Annotated in this window: 26 protein-coding genes, 1 tRNA gene and 1 riboswitch; of the genes, 19 read left to right on the forward strand and 8 right to left on the reverse strand. The window is 61.6% G+C overall.

What is annotated here, in order from left to right; translation table 11 throughout:
• Nucleotides 1–13 precede the first annotated feature (13 nt).
• The 3 genes from AC0VX3_RS13110 to AC0VX3_RS13120 all read right to left on the reverse strand — a co-directional run bounded on the left by AC0VX3_RS13110 (nucleotide 14) and on the right by AC0VX3_RS13120 (nucleotide 3566).
• Nucleotides 14–835 carry a transglutaminase family protein gene (locus AC0VX3_RS13110; protein ID WP_475525057.1) on the reverse strand — a complete coding sequence of 274 codons (822 nt, stop codon included), beginning with the start codon at nucleotides 833–835 and terminating at the stop codon, nucleotides 14–16.
• Between the two features lie 187 nt (nucleotides 836–1022).
• The gene (locus AC0VX3_RS13115; protein ID WP_348146580.1) at nucleotides 1023–1973 is read right to left on the reverse strand and encodes an alpha-E domain-containing protein; all 951 of its coding nucleotides are present in this window, start codon (nucleotides 1971–1973) and stop codon (nucleotides 1023–1025) included.
• A gap of 168 nt (nucleotides 1974–2141) precedes the next feature.
• Complete coding sequence (locus AC0VX3_RS13120) at nucleotides 2142–3566, reverse strand: circularly permuted type 2 ATP-grasp protein (RefSeq protein WP_475525058.1); 1425 nt, start codon at nucleotides 3564–3566, stop codon at nucleotides 2142–2144.
• Between the two features lie 437 nt (nucleotides 3567–4003).
• Between AC0VX3_RS13120 and AC0VX3_RS13125 the strand changes: the two genes are divergently transcribed.
• Nucleotides 4004–5536 (forward strand): acyl-CoA carboxylase subunit beta, encoded by a 1533-nt coding sequence (locus AC0VX3_RS13125; RefSeq protein WP_342892514.1) that lies wholly within the window; start codon nucleotides 4004–4006, stop codon nucleotides 5534–5536.
• Between the two features lie 66 nt (nucleotides 5537–5602).
• Here AC0VX3_RS13125 and AC0VX3_RS13130 read toward each other — a convergent pair whose 3' ends face one another.
• From AC0VX3_RS13130 to AC0VX3_RS13140, 3 genes are all read right to left on the reverse strand, one after another.
• Entirely contained in the window at nucleotides 5603–5917 is a 315-nt protein-coding gene (locus AC0VX3_RS13130; RefSeq protein ID WP_342892515.1) for a hypothetical protein, read from the reverse strand.
• A 157-nt stretch (nucleotides 5918–6074) separates the two neighbouring features.
• Entirely contained in the window at nucleotides 6075–6545 is a 471-nt protein-coding gene (locus AC0VX3_RS13135) for a hypothetical protein (RefSeq protein ID WP_475525059.1), read from the reverse strand.
• Nucleotides 6546–6664: 119 nt separating this feature from the next.
• Nucleotides 6665–7141, reverse strand: a complete 477-nt coding sequence (locus AC0VX3_RS13140; protein ID WP_475525060.1) for a hypothetical protein — start codon at nucleotides 7139–7141, stop codon at nucleotides 6665–6667.
• Nucleotides 7142–7333: 192 nt separating this feature from the next.
• On the opposite strand from AC0VX3_RS13140, the gene AC0VX3_RS13145 reads away from it, so the two are divergent.
• The 8 genes from AC0VX3_RS13145 to AC0VX3_RS13180 all read left to right on the forward strand — a co-directional run bounded on the left by AC0VX3_RS13145 (nucleotide 7334) and on the right by AC0VX3_RS13180 (nucleotide 16483).
• Entirely contained in the window at nucleotides 7334–9346 is a 2013-nt protein-coding gene (locus tag AC0VX3_RS13145; protein WP_475525061.1) for an acetyl-CoA carboxylase biotin carboxylase subunit, read from the forward strand.
• Between the two features lie 205 nt (nucleotides 9347–9551).
• The gene (locus AC0VX3_RS13150; RefSeq protein WP_475525062.1) at nucleotides 9552–11120 is read left to right on the forward strand and encodes a hypothetical protein; all 1569 of its coding nucleotides are present in this window, start codon (nucleotides 9552–9554) and stop codon (nucleotides 11118–11120) included.
• Nucleotides 11121–11154: 34 nt separating this feature from the next.
• Entirely contained in the window at nucleotides 11155–11805 is a 651-nt protein-coding gene (locus AC0VX3_RS13155) for an HAD family hydrolase (protein WP_475525063.1), read from the forward strand.
• Between the two features lie 50 nt (nucleotides 11806–11855).
• A riboswitch (FMN riboswitch) is annotated at nucleotides 11856–12045 on the forward strand.
• 52 nt (nucleotides 12046–12097) lie between these two features.
• Entirely contained in the window at nucleotides 12098–13045 is a 948-nt protein-coding gene (locus AC0VX3_RS13160; RefSeq protein ID WP_475525175.1) for a DMT family transporter, read from the forward strand.
• Between the two features lie 31 nt (nucleotides 13046–13076).
• Nucleotides 13077–13364, forward strand: coding sequence for an acylphosphatase (locus AC0VX3_RS13165; protein WP_342892521.1), 288 nt, complete (start codon nucleotides 13077–13079; stop codon nucleotides 13362–13364).
• Nucleotides 13365–13522: 158 nt separating this feature from the next.
• Nucleotides 13523–14743, forward strand: coding sequence for an NAD-dependent epimerase/dehydratase family protein (locus tag AC0VX3_RS13170; RefSeq protein ID WP_475525064.1), 1221 nt, complete (start codon nucleotides 13523–13525; stop codon nucleotides 14741–14743).
• Between the two features lie 9 nt (nucleotides 14744–14752).
• Nucleotides 14753–15619 carry a glycosyltransferase gene (locus AC0VX3_RS13175; RefSeq protein WP_475525065.1) on the forward strand — a complete coding sequence of 289 codons (867 nt, stop codon included), beginning with the start codon at nucleotides 14753–14755 and terminating at the stop codon, nucleotides 15617–15619.
• The gene (locus tag AC0VX3_RS13180) at nucleotides 15620–16483 is read left to right on the forward strand and encodes an NAD-dependent epimerase/dehydratase family protein (RefSeq protein WP_475525066.1); all 864 of its coding nucleotides are present in this window, start codon (nucleotides 15620–15622) and stop codon (nucleotides 16481–16483) included.
• Between the two features lie 123 nt (nucleotides 16484–16606).
• Here the strand turns inward: AC0VX3_RS13180 and lipB are convergent, their stop codons facing one another.
• A complete protein-coding gene (gene lipB, locus AC0VX3_RS13185) occupies nucleotides 16607–17314 on the reverse strand; it encodes a lipoyl(octanoyl) transferase LipB (RefSeq protein WP_475525067.1) in 708 nt (235 codons plus the stop codon).
• Nucleotides 17315–17411: 97 nt separating this feature from the next.
• On the opposite strand from lipB, the gene AC0VX3_RS13190 reads away from it, so the two are divergent.
• The 5 genes from AC0VX3_RS13190 (at nucleotide 17412) to mgtE (ending at nucleotide 20804) form a co-directional block, all read left to right on the forward strand.
• Nucleotides 17412–17678 (forward strand): FliM/FliN family flagellar motor switch protein, encoded by a 267-nt coding sequence (locus AC0VX3_RS13190; protein WP_342892526.1) that lies wholly within the window; start codon nucleotides 17412–17414, stop codon nucleotides 17676–17678.
• A 132-nt stretch (nucleotides 17679–17810) separates the two neighbouring features.
• A tRNA-Leu gene (locus AC0VX3_RS13195) sits at nucleotides 17811–17897 on the forward strand.
• A 215-nt stretch (nucleotides 17898–18112) separates the two neighbouring features.
• On the forward strand, nucleotides 18113–18694 hold the full coding sequence (locus AC0VX3_RS13200) for a hypothetical protein (RefSeq protein ID WP_475525068.1): 582 nt from the start codon (nucleotides 18113–18115) through the stop codon (nucleotides 18692–18694).
• A 134-nt stretch (nucleotides 18695–18828) separates the two neighbouring features.
• On the forward strand, nucleotides 18829–19173 hold the full coding sequence (locus tag AC0VX3_RS13205; RefSeq protein WP_475525069.1) for a hypothetical protein: 345 nt from the start codon (nucleotides 18829–18831) through the stop codon (nucleotides 19171–19173).
• A 215-nt stretch (nucleotides 19174–19388) separates the two neighbouring features.
• Nucleotides 19389–20804 carry a magnesium transporter gene (mgtE, locus tag AC0VX3_RS13210; RefSeq protein ID WP_475525070.1) on the forward strand — a complete coding sequence of 472 codons (1416 nt, stop codon included), beginning with the start codon at nucleotides 19389–19391 and terminating at the stop codon, nucleotides 20802–20804.
• 28 nt (nucleotides 20805–20832) lie between these two features.
• Here mgtE and AC0VX3_RS13215 read toward each other — a convergent pair whose 3' ends face one another.
• Nucleotides 20833–21570, reverse strand: coding sequence for a MarR family winged helix-turn-helix transcriptional regulator (locus AC0VX3_RS13215; RefSeq protein WP_475525071.1), 738 nt, complete (start codon nucleotides 21568–21570; stop codon nucleotides 20833–20835).
• Between the two features lie 149 nt (nucleotides 21571–21719).
• On the opposite strand from AC0VX3_RS13215, the gene AC0VX3_RS13220 reads away from it, so the two are divergent.
• From AC0VX3_RS13220 to AC0VX3_RS13240, 5 genes are all read left to right on the forward strand, one after another.
• Entirely contained in the window at nucleotides 21720–22145 is a 426-nt protein-coding gene (locus tag AC0VX3_RS13220) for an organic hydroperoxide resistance protein (RefSeq protein WP_475525072.1), read from the forward strand.
• A gap of 293 nt (nucleotides 22146–22438) precedes the next feature.
• Entirely contained in the window at nucleotides 22439–22861 is a 423-nt protein-coding gene (locus tag AC0VX3_RS13225; protein ID WP_475525073.1) for a VOC family protein, read from the forward strand.
• Between the two features lie 69 nt (nucleotides 22862–22930).
• Entirely contained in the window at nucleotides 22931–23641 is a 711-nt protein-coding gene (locus AC0VX3_RS13230; protein WP_475525074.1) for a glycoside hydrolase family 25 protein, read from the forward strand.
• Between the two features lie 90 nt (nucleotides 23642–23731).
• Nucleotides 23732–24133, forward strand: a complete 402-nt coding sequence (locus AC0VX3_RS13235; RefSeq protein ID WP_342892534.1) for a MerR family transcriptional regulator — start codon at nucleotides 23732–23734, stop codon at nucleotides 24131–24133.
• The gene (locus AC0VX3_RS13240) at nucleotides 24130–24576 is read left to right on the forward strand and encodes a PaaI family thioesterase (RefSeq protein WP_475525075.1); all 447 of its coding nucleotides are present in this window, start codon (nucleotides 24130–24132) and stop codon (nucleotides 24574–24576) included. Before AC0VX3_RS13235 ends, AC0VX3_RS13240 begins: the two co-directional genes overlap by 4 nt.
• Nucleotides 24577–24595: the final 19 nt, after the last annotated feature.

Consider the following 24595-nt stretch of genomic DNA (forward strand, 5'->3'; position numbering starts at 1 on the left):
GGAAGAATGACTTTTATTGCTGCTGTTGCTGGAAGGCGACCTGCGCCACATCAACCTCAACCCGCAGGTTTTCCTCCAGACCGCCGAAACGGATCCCCCTGATCGGGGCAGCAGAACGGGAATCCAGGCCCACCGTCAAGCGAATATAGCGATCGTTCGGGCACATAGCGTTGGATATATCAAATCCGGTCCATCCAAGGCCGTTGATCAGCACCTCCGCCCAGGCGTGATGGGCTTCCGAGGCCTGCTCGTCTTCCAGCAGCAGATATCCTGAAACATAGCGCGCGGGCATGCCGAGCGACCGGGCTGCGGCGATGAAGATGTGGGCATGGTCCTGACAGACGCCTTCGCCTGCTGCAAGCACGGCGGTTGCGGTCGCGTGGGTCTCGGTCACGCCGACCTTGTACTCGACCTTGTCGCGGATCGCGTGCATGAGGTCGTGAAACCCGGCGATCTTGTCATGGCCTTCCGCGTTCGCCGCCAGTTTGCGGATCGCCTGGTTGGCCTGTGTGAGCGGGGTGACCCTCGTGTAGATCCGGGGCGGCGCGGCCGCATCGGGCTCATGGCCGATGACCCCGCTGGTGTCGGATGTCTCGACGGTTCCGGTTGCGGTGATTTCCACGTCCTCGACAGGTTCGGACCGGGACACCATGTGGACCTGATTGCCGAAGGCATCCTTGTAGGTGGTCGCCCGTTCGATGCCGGGAGCCTCGATCGACCAGTCGACGATTTTCTGGGCGGGGCCGCTTTCAGGCGTCAGGCGAAGCTGCTGCATGGCGTTGGCCAGCGGCGTTTCATAACGGTAGCGGGTGGTATGACGGACGGTTAATCGCATGCGGCACCGGGCAAGGGGTCAATGAGAAATGTCTGATGTGGAACAGCGTCCTGTCGGGGCAGGTGGCAAGATCCGGTCCTGGCTGCTCCGGACGGCCGTGCGCAAGGGCCGCGGCGGCCATGAATGTGCGTTTTGACTTGACTGGTTTGCATTCGGACCTCGACCAAATTCCGGTTCTCCACAGACCTTAGGCGAAATTGTAATCCAATGACAGTTGATGGGCGAACTGGTTGTTGCGCCCGATGAAGTCCGTCAGGAATTCGTGCAGTCCCTGCCGGTAGATTTCATGCATCTGTTTTTCGGTCAGCTCACGGGTCAGGTCCGCCGCCATGTCGAGGCTCGGCTCGCGGGAGCCGTAGAACTGTGCCAGGTCCTCGGCGGTGTCCGCAATCCAGTCGCAGCAATGGGCCAGCGAGCGCGGCATCTCGGACCTGAGGATCAGGAACTCCGCGATGTTGAAGGCGTTCAGCCGGGAATTGGGATAGGCGAACCGATAACTGCGGCGGCTGGAAAGGGCCCTGAGAATGGCCGACCACTGATAGCGTTCCGCCACGCCGTCCTCGATGATGTTATTGTCGGGCAGAAGAGACCAGTACTGGGTGTCGAGGATGCGCGCGGTGTTGTCGGCCCGTTCCACGAAATTACCCATCTGGCTGAAGAAATAGCCGTCATCGCGCAAGATCGTGTTCAGGAGCGCGCCCCGGAACAGATGGCCGCGCTGGTTCACCCAGGCCAGGAAATCCGGAAGCTTATCCTGGGTCACGGATTGCGGGCTGACTTCCACGAACTCGATCCAGGTCGTGTTGATCGCTTCCCACAGCTCCGCGGTGATGCCGGTCCGCACGGCGCGTGCGTTGTTGCGCGCCAGTTCGAGGCAGGAGCGGACGCTGGTCGGGTTTTCCTTGGAAAAGATCATGTAGGCGATCATGTGGCGGATGTGCAGCTCGTCGTATTTTTCCTGGTAGCCGCTCTCGCATCCGGTGTTGGCGAGCGCGAAGGTCCAGTGGGCGCCGTCCTCCTGTCCCGAATGGGACATGATGGCACCGCGATAGGCGACATCCAGGAGGCGGGTGACATTCTGGGTGCGCTCGTTGTAGCGCGACATCCAGAACAGAGAGGAGGCGGTTCTTCCGAGCATCTAGAGCCTGTCGTGGTTGGGTTGAAGCATTCTGCCGGAGACGCATGCGCTCAAGGCCGGAGGATCTGGCAACGGCCTGACCGGCCACACGGCGACGGGATCACTCCCTGCGACCGGGCCTGACCGGCCTGGGGAACGCTTCAGTCTCGTCATGATACCCTCCCGTTCTCAGTCCTCGAGGACCCAGGTGTCCTTGGTGCCGCCGCCCTGGCTGGAATTGACGACCAGGGAGCCTTTCTTCAAGGCGACCCGTGTCAGGCCGCCCGGCGTGATGCGCACCTGGTCGCCGATGAGGACAAACGGCCTCAGGTCGACATGGCGGGGCGCCACTCCGGAGGCCACGTGTGTCGGGCAGGCGGACAGTGCCAGCGTCGGCTGCGCGATGTAGTTGGACGGGTTGGACTGCAGGACCTTCCTGAATTCGGCGATTTCACGTTTGGAGGCGGTCGGGCCGATCAGCATGCCGTAGCCGCCGGAGCCGTGCACTTCCTTGACGACAATGTCCGCCAGATTGTCCAGCACGTAGGCGAGATCGTCTTCGCGCGAGCAGTTCCAGGTCGGGACGTTGTTCAAGATGGGCTTCTGGCCGGTGTAGAATTCGATGATGTCCGGCACATAGGCGTAGATCGCCTTGTCGTCGGCAATGCCGGTGCCCGGAGCGTTACAGATGGTCACGTTTCCGGCCCGGTAGGCGTCGAACAGGCCCGGGACACCGAGCATGCTGCCAGGATTGAAGGTGAGGGGATCGAGAAACGCATCGTCGATGCGCCGGTAGATCACGTCGACCCGCTTCGGCTTGCGCGTCGTGCGCATGTAGACATGACCGGCGTCGACGAACAGGTCGCGGCCTTCGACCAGCTCGACACCCATAGAATCGGCCAGAAAGGCGTGCTCGAAATAGGCCGAATTGTAGATGCCCGGGGTCAGCACGACGATGGTCTGACTGGACTTTGACGGATCCGGCGCAACACTCTCCAGGGTCTGCAGCAGGTTTTCGGGATAATATTCCACCGGAGCGACATGGTGGCTCTGGAAGAGCTCCGGGAACAGCCGCATCATGATTTCCCGGTTTTCCATCATGTAGGAAACACCGGACGGTGTGCGCGTGTTGTCCTCCAGAACGTAGAACTCGTTTTCCGAAACGCGGACCAGGTCGGTGCCGATAATATGGGCATATACCTTGCGCGCCGGTGTGAAGCCGGCCATCTCGGGCAGGAACGCTTCGTTCTGCAGGATGAGATCGGCCGGGATCCGGCCGGCCTTCAGGATTTCCTGGCGGTGATAGATGTCATGAAGGAAGGCATTGAGGGCGCGCACGCGCTGGTCGATGCCGGCGGACAGGCGGCGCCACTCGGCAGCGGATATGACACGCGGGATCGGATCGAAGGGGATAAGACGTTCGGTGGCATCCTCGGCGCCATAGACCGCAAAGGTGATGCCCAGCCTCTTGAAGATCGTTTCAGCGTCCCTGCTCTTGCGGGACAGGAAATTCGCGGGTTTTTCCTCGAGCCAGTTCGCAAGCCTGGCATAGGCTTGCCGCGGCGCTCCGGTCTCGTCGAGCATTTCGTTGAAGAACGTGCGTTCGTCCGACATGGCCTCCCCTTCGTCAATGCTACCTTCTTGAGCAATGATGGCAAATTTCTGAAAGGTGTCAAAGAACAATGTCGCGGCGGCGGTGCCTTCAAGTTAGGCAAAAAACTGGCAGCCGCCAAAAAACGGGACGCGGCGTCAATTTTCGCGGCCTCTCGGGTCTCGTCCCTGTGTCGGCGGGGGCGGCGTTTTCCCGCCCGAGGCGCCCGGATGCCGGTAGAACGGCCTGAGAAAACTCAAATCCGTGGCCGGTGGCACCGCTGGTCGGGAGCGGTGTCAGTGGCCAGCGGACAGGGATGCGCGAGCGTCCTTACCCGGCGCCCGGCCTCGGGTGTTCCGCAGGCTTCCCCGCTTCCATAGGCCCTTGTGCTGACTATCCTGTAAAAGGCGGCCATGATACGGCATGATGACAGCGAGTTTGGCAGTTTTGGGAGGACCGGATGAAAGAAGTTCTGGCCGAATTGGAACAGCGCCGGGAGACGGCGCGCCTGGGCGGCGGGCAGCGCCGGATCGACGCGCAGCACGCCAAGGGCAAGCTCACGGCGCGCGAGCGGATCGAAATCCTGCTGGACGAGGGCTCCTTCGAGGAGTTCGACATGTTCAAGCAGCACCGCTGCACCGATTTCGGCATGGAAGAACAGCACATCCCGGGAGACGGTGTGGTCACCGGCTGGGGCACGGTCAACGGCCGGACGGTGTATGTGTTCTCCAAGGACTTCACCGTTTTTGGCGGGTCGCTGTCACAGACCCATGCGGAAAAGATCACCAAGCTGCAGGACATGGCCTTGCAGAACCGTGCCCCGATCATCGGTCTGTTCGATGCCGGCGGTGCCCGCATCCAGGAAGGTGTGGCGGCGCTGGGCGGCTATGGCGAGGTGTTCCAGCGCAATGTGCTGGCTTCCGGCGTGATCCCGCAGATCTCCCTGATCATGGGACCCTGCGCGGGCGGCGATGTCTATTCTCCGGCCATGACCGATTTCATCTTCATGGTCCGGGACACGTCCTACATGTTCGTGACCGGCCCGGATGTCGTGAAGACGGTGACCAATGAAACCGTGACCGCCGAAGAACTGGGCGGTGCCTCGATCCACACGACCAAGTCCTCCATCGCCGACGGTGCGTTCGACAACGATGTGGAAGCCCTTCAGGAGATGCGCCGGCTGATCGATTTTCTGCCGATGAACAATCAGTCGGATCTCCCGGAGCTGACCCACTTCGATGATCCGGACCGGATCGACACCAGCCTCGACACTCTCATTCCGGATAATCCGAACAAGCCTTACGACATGAAGGAACTTGTCCTGAAGACGGTCGATGAAGGCGATTTCTATGAAATCCAGGGCAGTTTTGCCGGAAACATCCTGACCGGGTTCGGCCGGATGGAAGGCCGGACCGTCGGCATCATCGCCAATCAGCCGATGGTGCTTGCCGGGGTTCTGGATTCGGATGCGAGCCGCAAGGCCGCCCGTTTCGTCCGTTTCTGCGACTGTTTTTCCATCCCGCTGGTGACTTTTGTCGATGTTCCCGGCTTTCTGCCGGGCACGTCCCAGGAATATGGCGGCCTGATCAAGCATGGCGCCAAGCTTCTGTTCGCCTATGCGGAGGCAACCGTGCCGAAGATCACCGTGATCACGCGCAAGGCCTATGGTGGCGCGTACGATGTGATGAGTTCAAAGCACATTCGCGGCGACATCAACTATGCCTGGCCGAGCGCGGAAATCGCCGTGATGGGGGCCAAGGGCGCCGTTGAAATCCTTTACCGCTCGGAACTGGGCGACAAGGACAAGATCGCCGAGCGCACCCGGGAATACGAGGACCGGTTCGCCAATCCGTTCGTGGCCGCGGAGCGCGGCTACATCGATGATGTCATCCGGCCGCATTCGACGCGGCGCCGTGTTGCCAAGGCTCTGGCGCTGCTGCGATCGAAGAAGGCCGAAATGCCGTGGAAAAAACACGACAATATTCCGCTTTAGGATACGGGCCCGTGCAGGTGTGACCGGAGCGGAAGACGGCCGGGCGGATGCGCCCTGCCGGCGGCGTCAATTCCAGCGTCTGAAGGGGCCGCGCTCGAACAGGGGTTCCCTGCATTCGAAGGCAACCGGGCATTTGGGATGATCCCGGGTCGGTCCGAACTGGGTGAACAGGACCTGGTTGCGGTCGCAATAGCTGCGGTTCGAGACAAACATGGAATAGGTGTGCCGGCCGGTGGTGAACACAACGGCGCCGTGCTGGCGGACCAGGTTCTGGGCCTGTCCGCAGGTCATCTGGCGAAGATCCGGCCGGGCCTGTGCTGCCGTGGACATGCCGAGCCCTGCAAGGACGAGCGCCGTTGCAAGCAAGTGGTTCTTCCGCATTTCTGCCTCCTGAGGGTCCGAAGTCACCCGGCCGCCGGCACCTGTACGCGCACGGCTCCTGCGACTTCCTCTGGTTCTTGTACCAATGAGTGTGGATTATGACCCGGGGAGGCGGGCTGAAATGTGACCCTGAGCACGGATGGGCCGATTGCGCGTTCTACCGGGTGTTCCGGGACAGTTGGCTGGCGCAGACGGAGTGCGGTGTCGCCTTCTGGATGCCGCGGAGGGAAAAACCCGCATATCGCTTGTCGTCGAACAGAACCATGACTCTCGGGGCGGAACGCATCTGGTGCCAGAAATAGGTCAGGTTGTCAGGGCAGGAGGCGCAGGTGTTGTGGATGTATCCGTCGTGACCGACCTTGAACTTGATGAGCTTGCGGTTCAGTTCCACCCGAACAACGGTATCCGGGGCCGGCAACCGGCCGTTGATGTCGATCCCGATAAGAGCCGCCTTGATATCGTGGCTGGGCGGACACCAGATGGCAAACCGGGCACCGTCCTTGTTTTCGGTCCAGTAACGCTCATAGCCATGCGCGGTATCGCTGCGCCAGATGCCTGCCTCGGCAGCACCGGCAGGCGATGCGTCAATCATCAGGCAGACACCCAGTAGAAAAATAATCCGATTCATCAGACCCGTCCAAATAATCATTGGAAAAATTACATAGGCTGCCTAAGGAATCCTTAAGAAACAAGGTGTTCCACTGAAGGGGATAATTTGTGCGGTGGGCATTGAATTTGAGGCGCTGATCAGCTGTTCGGCTGTTTCTTCTGCCAGTCGGTCGGGCAGACCGGCCCCGGCAGGATCTCCGGCGCGCCTTTCAGCGAGAAACCGGCATAGCGCTGGTCATAGAACTTGACGGCCATGGAGTGGGCGGCGCGCATACGGTGCCAGATGTAGCCGAAACTGTCGGAACACGTGGCGCAGCCGGTGTCGATATAGCCCTGATTGTTGACGGGAAGTTCAAGAATTTCCCTGTCCAGAACCAGCTTGATCCGGGTGTTGGGCGCCGGAGTCTTGCCGTCTATCAGGATATGAAAAAGCGTGCCGTTGACCTTGCGCTCAGGGTGACACCAGACAACGAAACTCGCTCCGGAACTGTTGGTGGTCCAGTAGCGTGTAAAGCCGTTGACCTCGCCACTGTTCCACTTGCCGGCACTAGCAGCGAGTGCTGCGGGCGATAACAGCATACTGGCGAGAAGGGCGCCTGCAACGCGTCTGATCATCTGAATTCCTCGTTTGCACAAGTAATTACTGCAATAAGTTTATTAATATTCGGATAAATTACAATCTTGTCACCGCTCCCGGAACCGGCTCTTCGGCAGGCTCCGCAAAAACACGTCTCGCCCTTTGGATAAGTTGCGTGCCGATCTGGCGCGGCCTACAACTTTTAAAACAGGCCAGTCGGGTGGAAATTCATGTTTTCGAAAATTCTTGTCGCCAACCGGGGTGAGATCGCGTGCCGGGTTATCAAGACCGCGCGCCGTATGGGCATCCGCACGGTTGCTGTCTATTCCGATGCGGACCGCGATGCGCTGCATGTGGAAATGGCGGACGAAGCGGTGCATATCGGGCCGGCGGCGGCGGCGGAGTCCTATCTCGTCGCCGACAAGATCATCGCGGCCTGCAAGCAGACCGGGGCCGAGGCGGTCCATCCGGGCTACGGGTTCCTGTCGGAACGCGCGAGCTTTCCGGCCGCTCTGGCAAAGGAGGGTATCGTCTGGATCGGTCCCAATCCGCGCGCCATCGAAGCCATGGGCGACAAGATCGAATCCAAGAAGTTCGCCAACGAGGCCAGTGTCAGCACTGTCCCGGGTTATCTCGGCGTGATCGAGTCGGCGGACCAGGCGGTCGAGATCGCCGCGGATATCGGCTACCCGGTGATGATCAAGGCGTCGGCCGGCGGTGGCGGCAAGGGCATGCGCGTTGCCTGGAACGCCGAAGAGGTTCGCGACGGCTACGTCCGCTCGAAATCGGAGGCCGCGTCGTCCTTCGGCGACGATCGGGTCTTCATCGAAAAGTTCATTGAAAATCCGCGCCACATCGAAATTCAGGTTCTGGGCGACAAGCACGGCAATGCAATCTATCTGGGCGAACGGGAATGCTCGATCCAGCGCCGCAACCAGAAGGTCATCGAAGAGGCGCCGTCGCCGCTGCTCGACGAGGACACCCGCCGGATGATGGGCGAACAGGCGGTCGCCCTGGCAAAAGCCGTTGATTACGACAGCGCCGGAACGGTCGAATTCGTTTCCGGTCAGGACAAGAGTTTCTTCTTCCTCGAGATGAACACGCGCCTGCAGGTCGAACACCCGGTGACCGAACTGATAACCGGGGTGGATCTTGTGGAACAGATGATCCGGTCCGCGGCGGGCGAGGCGCTCCAGATCAGGCAGGACGATGTGAAGCTGAACGGCTGGTCGGTGGAAAGCCGGATCTATGCCGAAGATCCCTACCGCAATTTCCTGCCGTCGATCGGACGGCTGGTGCGCTATCGGCCACCGGAGGAATCGGCCAGCGACGGCGTGACGATCCGCAACGACACGGGTGTCGTCGAGGGGTCGGAGATTTCCATGTTCTACGATCCGATGATCGCCAAGCTGGTCACGCATGCACCGACCCGCGCAGAGGCGATCGATGCGATGAGTTCTGCGCTGGACGCGTTCTACGTCGACGGTATCCAGCACAACGTGCCGTTCCTGACGGCGCTGATGAACCATCCGCGCTGGCGCTCCGGACAATTGTCCACCAGTTTCATCGCCGATGAATATCCCGATGGGTTTGCACCGGCGCAGCCGGACGCGGCCGCCTATTCTGTCCTGGCGGCGGTGACGCTGTCGATGGGCGCGCTGGAGCGCGAGCGGCTGGATCATCTGCCCGGACGGCTGAGGCCGCATTCGGGCGCCATCCGCGAGGACTGGGTGATCAAGCTGGACAAGACCTACGTGCCGATCCGCCTGGCTGCCGGCTATCCCGCCACACCCGTGGAAATGGACGTAGCGATCGGCGATGGACCTGTCGTGACCGTCGAGGCCGACTGGGCGCCGGGGGATCCCCTGTGGTCCGGAACGATCGGAAACCGGCAGGTCACGGTTCAGGTGCGGCCCGTGCGCGGTGGCTACCGTCTCGACTGGCAGGGTTATTCGGTGATCGCGAAAGTCATGACCCCGCGCATTGCCGAGCTTGACCAGCTCATGCCGGAAAAACTTCCCCCCGACACATCGAAGCTGCTGCTGTGTCCGATGCCGGGCCTTGTGGTTTCGATCGCCGTCGCGGAAGGGCAGGAAGTGAAGGCAGGCGAGCAGCTTGCGGTGGTGGAAGCCATGAAGATGGAAAACGTCTTGCGCGCCGAACGGGACTGCACGGTGACGGCCATCAAGGCGGCCCCCGGCGACAGTCTTGCCGTGGATGCGGTGATCATGGAATTTTCCTGAGCCCGGCAGCCCTCCGTTTGCTGCAGCCTGGGCGATCAAAAGCCGGCGCCCTCAGGGGCGCCGGGCAGCCGGTCCCTGCCGGGCTGGCCAAAGTATGTTCCATCCGGGCCGATCGTGTCTGCCGTCAACACGGGGTTTCAGGGGCTTGCGACTTCTCGCGGGTTCTGTTTGAGTTCGGCCGCTGATTGATCCGGGCGGGGCGTGCATGGCTGTTGATAGCGAAAATCTGGTCACAGAAGACAAGCAGACCGCGGTTCTGGTCAACCTGATCTGGATGCTGCTGTTCGCGGTTCTGGTGATGCTGACCCAGATCGGTTCCTTGTCCACGGAGGTCCTGGACTGGGACGAGAGCACCTTTGCCCTGATGGCGCAGAGTGTAGCGCGCGGACATCTGCCATTTGTCGAGTTGTTCGATCTGAAACCACCGGTCCTGTTCCTGGCCCTCGGTGGCTGGATGAGCGTTTTCGGTGACACTCTGTGGTCCCTCAGGGCGTTCGGAGATGCCAGCCTGATCGTGATCTGCTGTTTCACGTTTCTGACCGCCAGCCGGTCTGCCGGCGCTTTCAGCGCCGGGCTCGGAACATTGTTTCTGGTCAGCCTGAGTGCGTCCGGATTTGCCCAGCACACACAGACCGAGCATCTGGCGATGGCATTTCTCATGCCGGCCGTTTACCTGGCCTCTTCCCCGTCGCTTACGCCCGCGCGTCTTGCCGCCGCGGGATTGCTGGTGTCCCTCGCGGTCCTGACCCGAAGCAATCTCGGTCTGGTTGCCGTGACACTGGGGATCTATCTCCTGATCGTGCTGCGCGGCCAGGGGATGCGTGGCGCTGCGGGAAGAGTGTCGTCTTATATCGTGGGCGGTATGGTGCCTGTCGTGTTGCTGGTCGGCGTTTACGCCGCGCAGGGCGAACTGGCCACCTTGAAGCTGGCGATGATTGATGCGCCGATCTCCTATGCGTCGCGGGAAGACGGCTCCATCATGAACACCTTGAGCGCGCACGCGGTCTACTGGGGCGGCAGGATCCTGCACGAACCGCTGGTGTTCGCGAGTGCGACGCTTGTTCTTGCCGGGGCGTTTGTCGTGTTGGCAATTCAACTGCCGGGGCGTTCGGGCAGAACGTTCCTGCTGGGTGAGCGCACCGTGTTGGCAACGGGTTTCGTCCTGATCGCGGTCTTGCTGTCCATCATTTTGGGAGGCGCCGCCTATTCCCACTACTGGAACCAGGTCTTTCCGCTGCTGGCTGTCCTCGTTGCCTGCGGGATCTCGCGGGCCACGGGATCCCGTATTGCGCACGGAGCGGGTGTTGCGGGCGTTCTTGTCATGGTCGCGGGGGCACTGGCGATCACGCTGCCATCGGCAATCGGCGTGTTCGAGAATCGTGGCAGATTGCAGGATGCCCATTTTGTCCAGAAAGCTGCGCGGGTCATTCTTGCCTCGGACATCGCCGACAAGCGGGTCTGGGCGATGAACTATCAAATCGTGCACATGTATCTGAATTCCGTTCCGCTTTCGCGGGCGCTCACCCATCCGGCGAATATCAACCCGGACAGTTCGGTCTACAGGCCCCTGGCCGATGCGGGCTATGTGTCCGGTGACGAAGTCGGCCGGCTGATGGACCTGAAGCCGGCGTTCATTGTCGCAAAAGACATGCCGCCCTGGTATTTTTCGGAAACGACCGGCGCGCGTGTTGGAAGCTGGATTGAAGAGAACTACTCCGTCTACCGGCAGCTTGGTGACCTGGTGATCTATCTCCACAAGGACCATGCCGGATAGGCTCTTGGCAAGATGTTGTTTCGAAAGGTGAATTTTGACCAGCCCAACACTGCTCTTTGATCTCGACGGGACGTTGACCGATCCGTTCGAGGGGATCGTCCGCTCCATCCAGTATGCTCTGGAGAAGATGGGAAGCCTGGTGCCGGCCGCGGAAGATCTGCGCTGGTGCATCGGGCCGCCCTTGTGGGACAGCTTCGAGGTTCTCCTTGGAACAGACGAGCGGACCGAACTCGACCGGGCGGTTGCCTTCTACCGTGAGCGGTACACGGTGACGGGCCTTTTCGAGAATGGGCTCATCGACGGTATCGTGGACTGTCTCGCAGCGCTGCGCGATGCAGGCGCGACGCTTCATGTGTGTACGTCCAAACCGCATGTCTACGCCGGCAAGATCGTGGCGCATTTCGGTCTGTCGCCGTATTTCGGCAAGGTCTACGGCTCCGAGCTGGACGGTACACGGTCGGCGAAGGCGGAGCTGATCGGCCATATCCTGCGGCAGGAGGGAATCAGGCCGTCGGAAACGGTCATGATCGGCGATCGCAAGCATGATCTCATCGGCGCCAACGCCAATGACGTTGCCGGAGTCGGGGTCCTGTGGGGCTATGGCAGCCGGGAGGAACTGGAGGCGGAAAGACCGATATTGATTGCCGAAAGGCCCGAGCAGATTTCAGCGATACTGAAAATTTAGGCCTGTCAGCGTTGCAAAGGCGCCGGCCAACGCGTAAACAGCGCTGAGGGAACAGTTCTCGGGGCGGGGTGAAACTCCCCACCGGCGGTATCAGGGAGACCTGGAGCCCGCGAGCGCCTGGCGGCAGCACCTATCTATGCGCTGTCAGGGTCAGCAGATCCGGTGAGAGGCCGGAGCCGACGGTTGGTGTGATTTCGACACTCGGGATCCACCTGAAAGTCCGGATGAGAGAGAACTTGGCCGCAAGCCCCAGCCGGGGCGGTGCGGGCGCGTGTCTGTTGAGACTGTTCTGATGGACTATGGAACGGATCACACAGAAGGGCATGCCATGCCGGACAGTTCCCGGAAATCACTTCTTGCCGCGCTGGCCATGGTCGGGGCGGGGGCCTGTTTCGCACTGGTCAACGGCGCCCTCCAGGGCGCGACGATGCAACTTGGCGTCCCGTCGACATCGGCCGCCTTCTGGCAATATGCGCTGGGCCTGCTGGTGGCCTTGCCCTTAGTCCTGCGGCGCGGGCCGGGGGCGTTGAAGACGCGGCAACCCGGATGGCATCTCCTGCGCGCCGGTTTCGCCGTGATCGGCATCCAGCTCTGGGTCGCGGGTCTGGCCCAAGTCGAGATCTGGCAGGCGATCGCATTGGTGATGACGTCGCCGTTCTTCGTCATTCTCGGCGCCAAGCTGTTTTTCGGCGAGCGGGTCAGCGTGGTCCGCTGGCTGGCGACGCTTGCCGGCTTTTCGGGCGGAATGATCATTCTGGAGCCCTGGACGGACAGTTTCAGCCTGGCGGCCCTTCTGCCCGTCGGAGCGGCGGCGTTCTGGGCGGGGACCTCGCTGGTCACCAAGAAGCTCACCCGGACCGAGCATGCCGATACCATCACGGTCTACCTGCTGCTTCTGCTGACACCGGTCAACGCTCTGCTGGCGCTGGGCGAGGGCGGCATCGTGCCCTCCGGCGCGGCTCTCTGGCTCCTGGTCGGCGCCGGCGTCCTGACGGTGCTTGCCAACTACCTGCTGACGCTCGCCTATCAGAAGGCGGATGCCACCTTCGTGCAGCCCTTCGACCATCTGAAGCTGCCGCTCAACATCGCCGTCGGGTTCTTCGCCTTCGGATTCGCCCCGGCCGGCGCCTTCTGGCCGGGCGCGCTGGTGATCGTCGGCGCGTCGCTGCTGGTGATGCTGGACGAACAGAAGCGCATGGCGCGGGCAAACGCCCTAGCCACCCGGTCCGAAGCGCACTAATCTTTGCCGCAGCGGCTGACAGGAGTGCTTCATGACGGCGGACACATTGACCGTTCACGTACTGATAGAGGGCCGGGTGCAGGGTGTCGGCTACAGGGCCTGGTGCGCGGACCAGGCGGTGGCGCGCGCGCTTTCCGGCTGGGTCCGGAACCATGCGTCCGGCGCCGTCGAAGCCGTCTTTTCGGGGCCGTCGGACACGGTGGTGGACATGCTGGATGTGCTCTGGCAGGGACCGTCGCTGGCCCGCGTCAGCCTTGTCAGGGATCTGGAGCCGGTCGATCCCGTCGACAGCGGCTTCGAGATCTGCGCAACAGTCTGACAAACCTGCCGGAATGCCCGTGACCATTCGCCTCTTCCTGTATCAATTTCGAAGTTCGATGTTGAGTTGTCACGGAAATATCGCAATGATCTGATCTCTCAAATGGAGCAATCGGAGCGGTCCGCTCGCTCCGCCGGAATAACCCAGGGAGATTTTCTGTGAAGATTGCGATACTTGGCGGTGACGGTTTTGTCGGCTGGCCCACATCCTTGCACCTGTCCGATCAGGGACACGAAGTCCATATCGTCGACAATCTGAGCCGGCGGTGGATCGACGCCGAACTCGGCGTGCAGTCTCTTACGCCCATGGACTCCATCCAGGAACGCACCCGCATCTGGAAACAGGAAACCGGCAACACGATTCGCTTCCAGCTGATTGACATCGCCAGGGACTACGAGGTCTTCAAGGCGTGGTTGGGAGAAACCCGGCCGGACGCGATCATCCATTTTGCGGAACAGCGCGCAGCTCCCTATTCGATGAAATCGGATCACCACAAGAACTACACGGTCAACAACAACGTCAGCGCCACACACCATCTGCTCAACGCGATGGTGGAGCTGGACCTCGATGCCCATCTCGTGCACCTCGGCACCATGGGCGTCTATGGCTATTCCAGCGTCGGTGCGGCGATCCCGGAAGGGTATCTGTCCGTCGACGTGGAGACGCTCAGCGGGGACAAGGCCAGCCAGGACATTCTCTATCCTGCCAATCCGGGCTCGATCTATCACATGACCAAATGCCTGGATCAGCTCCTGTTCCAGTTTTACGCCAAGAATGACGGGCTGCGGATCACCGATCTGCATCAGGGCATCGTCTGGGGCACGCATACGCAGCAGACCCAGCGCCACAAGCAGCTCATCAACCGGTTTGACTACGATGGCGATTACGGCACCGTGCTGAACCGATTCCTCATCCAGGCGGCCATCGGCTATCCGCTGACGGTGCACGGCACAGGCGGACAGACACGGGCGTTCATTCACATCCAGGATTCGGTGCGCTGCATCGAGCTTGCGCTCAAGAACGCGCCCGTACGGGGCGACAAGGTCAAGGTGTTCAACCAGATGACCGAAACCCACCGCGTCCGCGACCTCGCGGAAATGATCTCGCGTCTCACCGGCGCCAAGGTGGCTCATTTGCCGAACCCGCGCAAAGAAGCCGCGGAAAACGATCTGGTGGTCGAGAACAAGCAGTTCCTGGAGCTGGGTCTCAACCCGATCACGCTGGAGGAAGGGCTGCTGAGCGAGGTGGTCGATGTCGCCAAGACCTATTCCTACCGCGTCGACCGCAGCCGCGTCCCGGCGGTATCTGCCTGGACGAAGCAGATCGGGGAAGAGATCGAGCGGGATCCGGAACATCCCAGGCTCAAGTCGGTCTCCTGAGGACGGAAGATGCAGGATGCTCCCCGGTTTGACCGCGCCCCGGGCGCCAGAACCGCCTATGTCACGCTGGTGACCAACCGCGATTACGTGCTCGGTGCGTCCGCCTTGCTGCGTTCGCTCCGGCGGACCGGCACGGCGGCGGATCTGGTGGTCCTGGTCACTCCGGGCGTCGAGGACGCCGATCTGTCGGTGCTGCAGGAGTTCGATCCGTGCTTGGGGCGGTGTGACCGGTTGCCGACGTCGGAGGCCTTCAACGAACGCCACGAACGTGGCCGGCTGCACACGGCGGCGCCGTTCGCCAAGGGCGGCAAGCCGGTGTTTCACACGCCGCTGGACAATTTCGTGAAACTGCGTCTCTGGCAGCTCGACGCGTATGACAAGGTCGTCTTCATCGACGCGGACGCGCTGGTTCTGAAGACCTGCGACAAGCTGTTCGACTATCCGGAATTCTGCGCGGCGCCGAATGTCTATGAAGGCCTGCAGGACTTCCATCGCATGAACAGCGGTGTCTTCACCGCCCGTCCGAGCCAGGCGACCTATGCGGCCATGCTCGAGCGCCTCGACCGGCCGGAGGCCTTCTGGCGGCGGACGGACCAGACTTTTCTGGAAAGCTGGTTTCCGGAGTGGCATGGCCTGCCGGTGTTCTACAACATGCTGCAATATGTCTGGTTCAACCTGCCTGACCTATGGGACTGGAACCGGATCCACATCCTGCATTACCAGTACGAAAAACCCTGGCAGGACGGCCACGACAAATCGGAGCGGCTGCGGCCCCTGATCGACCTCTGGCAGGCCTTTGCCACCGGAACCGGTATCCCGGAGGATATTGCCGGACTTCCAGGTCCGCGGGAATGGGCCGACCGAAAGGTGTCGTGAATGCATGTCCTCCTGACAGGCGCGAGCGGCGATATCGGACGGTTCGTCATGCGCAAGCTGCTGGCGGACGGATGCAGGGTGACGGCTCTGGGCCGGCGCCCGGTCGATGACCCTTCAGTTGCGTTCAGCGGGTTTGATCTGGCTGATCCGGTGCCGAACCTGCCGGCAGCCGACGCATTGGTGCATTGCGCGCTGCTGCACGAACCGGGCAGGTTTCGCGGCGGGGAGGGCTCGGATCCCGAAACGTTTCAGAGCGTGAATGTGGACGGGTCCCGGCGGCTGTTCGAGGCCGCCAGAAGGGCCGGTTGCCGGCAAGCAGTGTTTTTATCCAGCCGGGCGGTCTATGGCGATCACCGCAGCGGCGAAATCCTGCTGGAAACGGACGAACCCCTGCCGGATTCGCTTTACGGCGAGGTGAAACTGGCCGGCGAACGGGCTCTGCAAGCGCTTTGCGGCGTCAGCTTTCGAGGCAGTGTGCTGCGCGCGACCGGAGTTTACGGGGTCCCGCCCGGAAGGGCCGGGCACAAATGGTCGGATCTTTTCGAGACTTTCAGGCGGGGAGAAGCTGTACCGCCGCGGATCGGCACGGAAGTCCATGGCGACGATCTTGCCGGAGCCGTTGCCCTGATGCTGCGGCAGGACCTGAAGGCGAGCAGTCCCTTCGGGATCTTCAACGTGTCCGACCTGCTCCTGGACCGGCACGAATTGCTGCGGCTCTATTCAAAAACCATCGGCCTGGACCGGGCTCTGCCGGTGCCGGGGGACGGCGCACCGGGTGTCATGGCGATCGACAGGCTCAGGACACTTGGCTGGTCGCCGGGAGGTCCGGGACGCTTGCAGGCATTTCTGCGTTCCCAGTCCTGATGGCCCAGTCCTGATGGCCCAGTCCTGATGGCCCAGTCCTGATGGCCCAGTCCTGATCGCCCAATCCTGAAAGTACGGCCTGAGTGCAGGGCGCGCGGTCCCACTGGTGGAGGGGCGGAAGTGTCAGGCGTCCGCTGTCGGACCGAAGATCTTTTCGAATTCCGCGCGCAGAACGCTGTCGTTTTCCGCCATGGTCACCGGGATGCCGAGATCGACCAGACTGGTGACGCCATGGTCGGTGACGCCGCATGGAACGATGCCGGAAAAATGCTCCAGCTCGGGTTCGACATTGAAACTGATGCCGTGGAACGTGACCCACTTGCGCAGCCGGATACCGATGGCGGCAATCTTGTCTTCGTGGTCGGCACCGCGATCCGGGCGCCGGACCCACACGCCGACCCTGTCCTCGCGACGTTCACCGCGCAGATGATACTGCCACAGCGTGCCGATCAGCCAGGCTTCGAGCGCGGACACGAAGGCGCGCACATCGGGCTGGCGCCGCTTCAGGTCGAGCATGACATAGGCGACCCGCTGGCCGGGGCCATGATAGGTGTGCTGTCCGCCGCGCCCCGCGCGATAGACCGGGAACCTGTCCGGAGCCACCAGATCGCTGTCCTGCGCGCTGGTTCCGGCGGTATAAAGCGGGGGATGCTCCAGCAGCCAGATCTGTTCGCCGGCGTCGCCGGCAATGATTCTCTGGACCCGGTCGTCCATCTCCCGAAGCGCGGTCTCGTAATCGACCGGATCGTCCGAAATCCGCCATTCCACCGGCGGAGAGCCGGATTCAGGCAGAAAACTCAGGGAAAGGGCGTCTCTTTCAGCGGGTGACATGTGGATGACACTCTATTGTTTTTTGAGCTGGCTTGCCGTGCCGTGATATGGTTAAGCGCTGGCGGGTGTTCGCCCTATTTAAGGATCAAGGCGTCAGATGACCACCTTCGATGAGATCAATGTCGATATTTCCGTCGTGCTTGGCGAGAACGAGATGCCCGTTCACCAGCTGTTGCGCATGGGGCGTGGTGCCGTGATCGACCTGGACGTTTCCGAGGATGATGACGTCAAGGTCTACGCCAACAACACCCTGGTGGCCAAGGGGCAGGTGGTGCTGCTTGGAGAACGCATCGGGATTTCGATCACCGAAGTTCTGCTGCGGCCACCCGAAATCCGGCCGATGCGCACCGACGGGCCGCTCTGAGCTGCTGAAACCTTCCGGCGCGTGGAAAACCATGCACTTGTGAATTATTGCGAAATCGGCACTTGCGCCCCCAAAGTCCTTTTGCTACATGGAGCGCCTCGACGCTGACAGGCGCCGGGAACAATCGAATATGCGGTCGTGGCGGAATTGGTAGACGCGCAGCGTTGAGGTCGCTGTGGGGTAAAACCCGTGGAAGTTCGAGTCTTCTCGACCGCACCATTCGAACAGCAACACGAGTTGCTTCAATTGGCCGCCTCCGGGTGGCCTTTTTGATTCCTGACGCCCCGGATCCGGAACCTGCTTCAATTCGATGATGGAATTCGCCCGGGGGCTTTTGACCGCTGTCGTGATGTGCTTTCCTCTCCTTTCCTGAAACAGTCGCTACGGCGAGCGGCGACGACCGGCCGCCGGCCAATGCGTCCCGGAGAACCGTGATGGTGTCAAAGTTCCGTTTCCCTGTTGCCGTATGTGTCGTTGCGGCATTGCTGCTGGCGATCCATTCGCTGCCCGCCGCGGCCCAGAGCGCCATGATCCCGGCCGAGGCCGTTGCCGGATCGGCGACCGTGCCGGTGGATGGCGACATTCTGCGCTACCGGGCCGTGCTCGCCGAAACCGAGGAGGGCGCAGACCTTTATATTTTCACGGACGCGGGCGACGGCTGGAAACAGACCGTCCATGCCAGCGACATCGTCTGGCGCGGCGGCATGTATGGCCAGGAGCCGTGGCTCGAAGCCAGGGACCATGGATCTCTGAAGATCTATTCGGAAAATTCCGCCGTCGGCCGGGAACGCTGGGAGCAGATCCTGACGATCGCCTACCGCCGCGGCGCGTTCGTGGTCGCAGGCTACACCTACACCTATTACGACACGCTTGACCCGGATGCCGCCGGACAATGCGACGTTAATCTGCTCACCGGAAAGGGCGTTCACAACGGCAAGACGTTCAAGACATCCCTGCCGGCCATGAAGGTGAGCGACTGGACCATGGACACGCTTCCTCCGGAATGTGCGCGCTGAGGCTCGCATTGGCATGAGGGAAGGTGCTGCCGTGCCAGCGGCAGCCCCAATTTTGCCGGGAATGCAGGTGACCGTGACGCGGTGTCCCGTGCCGTATTGCGGAAGCGGCGACGATCCCAAGGAGACCTGACGGCATGAACACATCTGCCGCACGGGCCAGACGTTTGTGGCCCGGGCCATTGAAGGTCTCGGCGCTGGCGGGCGTTATGGTCAGCCTCACGGTGATGCCGGGGGCAGCGCAAAGCCTCTCCGTCAATCCAGGTCGGTTCGGCGCGATGACCTGCCAGCAGCATTGGTATGTCGAGCAGGAAGTCCTGGCGGAGGGGCGGGTCTGCCTGAAGAGTGCAAGGGCCCGGCGCGCCTTCCAGCGGGCAAAGCGCTGCATTTCAGACAGCGAGGCCATCCTGCCCGAAAAGGCACGCGACTATCTCGAAATCCTGCGCCAGTCGGCGCGCGCCAAGTCGTGTCCGGGCTTCTGATCCGGCTTGAAATGGCTGTACGGTCATCCGTGCTCGGGTGCGCCGATGTGTCGGCTTATCCGCCGTAAACCGACCGATCCAATGCCGCCTGGTGCGAGACTTTGAACCGGCCCGCTTTTCCTGTGGCGCTTTCTAACGGCAAACGATAGTTCTGGGCACAAGGCCCGGCGCCGCTTCGCCGGGAGTGATCGACGCGTGATGAAGGGAGGTGCCGGATGAGCGAAGCAGCGGAGCTTGAAAAGGCCGCCACTCCCGGTCCGGCAATCGCGGTTCGCGACGAGGAAGAGCACCTCAATCCGGAATTCATTGCCGCCGTCGAAGCCGCGATCCAGGCAAATGACGGTGATGCGCTGGGGGCGCTTGCGGCCGATCTGCACGAAGCCGACACCGGCGATCTTCTGGAAACCCTCAAAACGGAAGACCGGGCGGCGTTTGTCCGCTTGCTCGGGGACGACTTCGACTACACCGCGCTCACGGAGATCGACGAGGCGGTCCGCCTGCAATTGCTGGAGGACCTGCCGCATGATGTCATCGCCGAGGGTCTGGAAGACCTCGATTCGGACGACGCCGTCTACATTCTGGAAGACCTTGACGAGGACGACCAGGCGGCGATCCTGGAAGAGCTGCCCTATGCCGACCGGGCGCAGTTGCAGAAGGCGCTCGATTATCCCGAAGACAGCGCCGGCCGGCGCATGCAGAGTGAATTCATCGCTGTCGCACCGTTCTGGACGGTCGGCCAGACCATCGACTACATGCGTGAAGCCCGCGACCTGCCGGACAGTTTTTACGAGATCTACGTGGTCGATCCGGCCTTCAAGCTGCTCGGCTCGGTCCATCTCGACAAGATCCTGCGCACCAAGCGCAAGGAGAAGGTCACGTCCATCATGCAGGAAAGCCGCCAGGCCGTGTTGGCGACGGAAGATCAGGAGGAAGTCGCCCGGCGGTTCGAGCGCTACAACCTCGTTTCTTCCGCCGTGGTCGACGAGAACGACCGGCTGGTCGGCGTCCTGACCGTCGACGACATCGTCGACGTGATCCAGGAAGAGGCCGAAGAGGATCTGCGCGCCCTTGCCGGGGTCGGGGACGAGGAGATTTCAGACAGTGTCGTGACCATCGCACGCTCGCGGCTGGCCTGGCTGGTCGTCAACCTCGGCACCGCGGTGCTGGCTTCCGTGGTGATCGCCCTGTTCGAGGACACGATCGAAGCCATGGTGGCGCTCGCCGTGCTGATGCCAATCGTCGCTTCCATGGGCGGCAACGCGGGGACGCAGACCATGACCGTGGCCGTGCGCGGGATCGCGACCCAGGAACTGAGCGCACGCAACATGATGCGCGTCCTGAACCGGGAAATACTGGTCAGTGCCTTGAACGGTGTTGTGCTGGCTTTGCTGATCGGCCTGACGGCCTGGCTGTGGTTCGCAAGTCCGGGGCTCGGCGTGGTGATCGCGGGGGCAATCGTGATCAACATGCTGTTTGCCGGCCTGTCCGGCCTTCTGATCCCGATCGCCCTGGACAAGGTCGGCGCGGATCCGGCGATTGCCTCCAGCGTCTTCGTGACCACGGTCACGGATATTGTCGGCTTCTTCGCCTTCCTCGGCATCGCCGCCCTCTGGTTCGGACTGCCGCTCTAGTCCGGCGCCCTGTTCGAGGGGGGAAGGCTCAGCTTTCCAGACCCGCCTTGCGCAGGTTGTCGCGCAGGGTCATGACTTTGGACTGAAGATCCAGGACATCGTCCATTTCCAGGCCTGTTCCCGAGAGGACGCAGGCACTGAAGTGGGTGGTTTTTTTCTGCAGCGCGCGGCCCTTGCGGGTCAGCTTCAGGATGACCTGGCGCTCGTCCTTCGGGTTGCGGGTGCGCGTGACCAGACCCATCGTCTCGAGACGTTTGAGGAGCGGTGTCAGCGTGTTGGTATCGAGCTGCAGTTTCGATGTGATGGTGCCGACCGGAACGTTGTTGTTTTCCCAAAGAACGGTCATCGCCAGATACTGGGGATAGGTAAGGCCGATCTCCTTCAGCAGGGTCTTGTAAACCGAGTGCATGGCGTGGTTGGCCGAATAAAGCGCAAAACAGAGAAACCTGTCGAGGGGCAGATGATCGCGGGCGATCTCTTCCCCGTTTGCAAGGGACCGGTCAGCGGAAGCGGCGGGAGACGGTACAGATCCGGGGATGTCTTCGAGTGCGGCCGGGGAGGGCGGCTTGGCCGCATTTGCCGGAATGTCCGCATCGGACGCGGGTATGGGGCCGGTCGATCTGGCAGCCTTGCGGCGTGGCTTTTTCGCGGTTGTTTCGACAGTCTCCGGGGCGCCCTTTCTGGATTTCTTCGGCTTTCCCGGCTTTTCGGGTTCGGAGAGACCGATCGCGTCCAGCAGTGACATCTGGTTCGTCTTGTCATTCATGAAGCCGTTATAAATCGCGCACGATATGATCGCAACCCTTTGGTCTTTACAAGTCGCGTCCGGTTGTGAATAATATATATCGTACACGATAAAAACGCAGGCGATATAAAATTGACCGGCGCGTGAACCAGGTTTGAAGGAGAAAACCGATGTCAGTAGATGTGCTTTATGAAACCAGGGCCCGGGCGACCGGAGGCCGTGACGGTGTCGCGGAGACCCTGAGCGGTTCGTTCAAGGTGAGCCTGTCGACCCCGAAGGAACTCGGGGGAGCCGGTGGTAACGGCAACAACCCGGAAGAACTGTTCGCAGCCGGTTACGCGGCCTGCTTCATCGGGGCGATGAAATTCGTCGGTGGCCAGGAGAATATCGCGGTTCCCGCCGACACGTCGATCACGTCCACGGTCGGTATCGGGCCGCGTTCGGCGGGCGGATTCGGGCTGACCGTGGCGCTGGAGGTTTCCCTGCCAGGGCTTGAGAAGTCCGCCGCCGAGGATCTTGTCGCCAAGGCGCATCAGGTTTGCCCCTATTCCAATGCGACCCGCGGCAACATCGATGTGAAGCTGACGGTCGTCTGACACTGCTGCGACCGGTGAGCGGGGGATGAGGACGCCCCCGGTCAAACCGGCAAGTCCGATGCCCTGCCGGCATTCTCCCGGACGCAGTCCGCTTGTCCGGGAGAATGCCGGCCATTGCCTTGATTTCCGGGTCATCTGCGACAGCCGCGCGGGGAAAGAGAGGCGCATCCACTGGATTGCGGCGGCGCCAGGTGCTCATGGCAAGGCTCGACAGCTCCGCTTGCAGAGGTATGCTCGGGGCGCGTCGGACAGCAAGGACGCAATCAGGGCACGGGCAGGAAACGGGAACGGATATGCGACCGAAAATTGACGGCATTCTGGAGACCGCGGTCTATGTCGACGACATGGACGCAGCGCATGCATTTTATTCGGAAATACTGGGTCTCAAGCGCATGGTCGCCGGCGACCGGCTTTATGCCTATGACGCCGGTCCCGCGCAGGCGCTGCTGGTGTTTCACCGTGGCCACACCGGCGCCGATGTGGCGACGGCAGGCGGCGTCGTGCCGGGCCATGACACCAACGGACACAGCCATTTCGCGTTCCGCGTTTCCGCCGGTCAACTGGAGCCGTGGCGCCGCTTTCTGGCCGGCGCGGGTGTCGAGGTGATCAGTGAGGTTGTCTGGCCTGCCGGTGGCACGAGCCTTTATTTCAACGATCCGGACGGCAATGTCCTGGAACTCGCCACCGCGCCGCTCTGGCCGAATTTCTTGTCGTGAATCTTAACCGTTTTCACGCAGTTTCGGGTCAGTTTGAGATCCAATACGGAGCTGTCGGGTGGTGGTGCAATGAATGTCTTGCAAACGATGCTGCGGACCCTGTTCTATGTTGTGGTCGGTGGCGTGATCTCAATTGGCGGAGCGGCGTTTTTCTTCATGAACTGGGAACCGGACCGGGATGATTTTCCCGTGCGTGGCATTGATGTGTCCCATCATCTTGGAGATATCGACTGGCCCCGGGTCGCGGCCGATGATGTCGCCTTTGTCTATATGAAGGCGAGCGAGGGTGGTGACTTCAAGGATGGAGCCTTCGCACGCAACTGGGCAGGTGCCGGCAGCGCCGGGCTGGCGCGCGGGGCCTATCATTTTTTCAGCCTGTGCCAGCCCGGGGTCAAACAGGCGGAAAACTTCCTGAGCGTGCTGCCCCGGGACAGCTCCATGCTGGCGCCGATGCTGGATCTGGAGTTCACCGGCAATTGCGACAGTCGCCCGCCCGCCGACGACGTTCTGAGCGAGATCAGCGCGTTCACGAACCTTGTCGAGCAGGCCCTGGGCAAACAGGTGATCTTCTATGCGCCGGATGCATTTCACGGGGCCTATCTGAAGGGACGGGGCCTCAACCGGCGCCTGTGGGCGCGGTCGATCTGGCACTCCCCGGACTATGCGCCGGATTGGACCTTGTGGCAATATCACGACCGGGGACGGGTCGAAGGGATTTCCAGCAAGGTCGACCTCAATGTTCTGCACCCGGATTCGGATCTTGACAGTCTTCGGTTGTGATTGATCAACCTCATGTTTTATCAGCCTAAAAGCAGATGAGTTGACTTTAACGTAAAAACACTGAACTGTTCGCCCCAACAAGGAGCGGGCATGCAGCGCTATTTTACGATTACCCAGCTGACCCAGGAATTCGATGTCACCACAAGGACGCTGCGTTTCTATGAGGCCCAGGGGCTGGTGACGCCGACGCGCCGGGGGCGCCAGCGGCTCTATACGCCGGGTGACCGCACCCGCATCAAGCTGATCCTGCGCGGCAAACGCCTCGGGTTTTCCCTGAACGAGATCAAGGAAATGATCGAGATGTACGGCAGTTCGCCCGGGGAAAGCGGGCAATTGCGCCTGTTGCTCGACAAGATTGCCGCCCGGCGGTCGGAACTGGCTGAAAAACAGCGGGATATCGAACTGACCCTCCTGGAGCTGGACGAGGTCGAGGCCGGCGCAATGGTCCGCATGTCGGAGCTTGCCGGGCGCACGCGGGCCGAAGAGGCATGATGGATCTGTCGCCAAGGGACCCGAACTGGAAAGACCGGGTCAGAACCAGTTTCGACGCTCAGGCGTTCATGACCCATCTCGGTGCCCGGATGACGCATGTCTCACCGGGAGCTGTCGATCTTGAGCTTGCAATGAAACCCGACCTGACCCAGCAGCACGGGTTTTTCCATGCGGGCGCGACGTTGTCGATTGCCGACAGCGCAGCCGGGTATGCCGCGCTGAGCCTGTTTGCACCCGGCTTCGGCGTGCTGACCAGCGAATACAAGATCAATCTGCTCAACCCGGCCAGGCAGCCGGTTCTGCTGGCGCGGGGCAGGGTGGTCAAACCGGGGCGGACGCTGACGATCGCAAAGGCGGATGTCTACGGACTTGACGACGGCGACCAGATTCATGTCGCCACGGGCCTGTTCACGCTGATGAGCGTTTCCGGTGTCACCGATTGAGGCCGGCTGGTTTTACGGT

Source organism: Roseibium sp. QJM3NY_11 (assembly GCF_056173175.1).